Annotated in this window: 1 protein-coding gene; it reads right to left on the reverse strand. The window is 53.0% G+C overall.

What is annotated here, in order from left to right:
- Positions 1-1,064: ParA family protein (locus tag BVER_RS29230; RefSeq protein WP_157056315.1), on the reverse strand; the 1,064-nt coding region annotated here is incomplete at its 3' end.
- Positions 1,065-1,128: the final 64 nt, after the last annotated feature.

Raw genomic sequence — 1,128 nt, forward strand, 5'->3', positions numbered from 1 at the left:
CGACCACGACCGCCTCGACAAGCTCCCTCGTCGGCGTCATCGGATGTGTAGAAGAGACAGGTATTAAGCGCCTTCGGAAATTCCTCGCTACGACGAGTCGTCTGATCCAGCCCCGCGTCGTTGTAAGTCTGCGTGATCGTCATCATCTGTCCTACGGTCCGAACGCGGCCGGCGTCAAAGAAGTTGCCAACAATAACCAGCTCCGGGCTGCGATCAACCTGCTCTTGCATCTCGGTTAGTACGCTGGAGAGGTAAGACAACGCCTTCGTCGAAAACTTTTCCATCGATACCGGGGAGATCACATAGTCTGACGCGAGAATCGCACCGCGTGTAATCCGGCTCTTGGCCGGTGCTGCATCAAACAAGACTAGATCGTATTCTGCTATGTCGAAGTGTCTGTCTTTTCCGGCCATCCCATCTCGAAGCATACGGGCAATTGTTAGCTCGGAATTCCTTCCCTCAAACGTTTCAAAGGTGAGAAGAGTGTCAAGTCGATCGAGCGTTAAATCGGCCGGGATGAGATGTGGGCCGTACTCTCCATAGGGCTTCTTGACTACTTCTCCAAGGGTTCGACGTCCGTAGGGCCAGTGTGGAGTTAACGTACCAAAGTGGGATTCAACAATTCGGGAGGGGTGAACGCCTGCGGCAACCGCCTCGTCCATCGTCATCTCGGTCTCGTATCCGTACATCATCGTTAGATTTCCTTGGAAATCGAGATCGATGATCAACACTTTCAACCCACGCATTGCGAATCGGCAAGCGAGGTTCCCCGCTAGCGTCGTCTTGCCAACGCCGCCCTTTGGGGCGTAGATGGTCGCTACGGTTTGCTTTCCGGATCGCCGTTTTCCTGCCGTCTGGAATGGCGAGACCTGCGAACGCCCCCTTTTATTCGCCTTATAACGAGCCAATTCGAACACGTTGTCCGCCGAAAACAGACGCGTTTTCGGACCTGTCTCCTGACGGGCTACTTGAATGCCTGATTCATCGATCATACGACGAACATAGTCGATGCTCGTGCCAAGCATCTTGGCAACAGCTTGGACCTTGAAAGGTTTACCGGTCATGGCGATCTTCTTTTGACAATGGCCGAATATTACATGGAAGAATTCGAATTGCAAGGTTTACTCC

This window comes from Candidatus Burkholderia verschuerenii, from assembly GCF_001189365.1.
Taxonomy (GTDB): Bacteria; Pseudomonadota; Gammaproteobacteria; order Burkholderiales; family Burkholderiaceae; genus Caballeronia; species Caballeronia verschuerenii.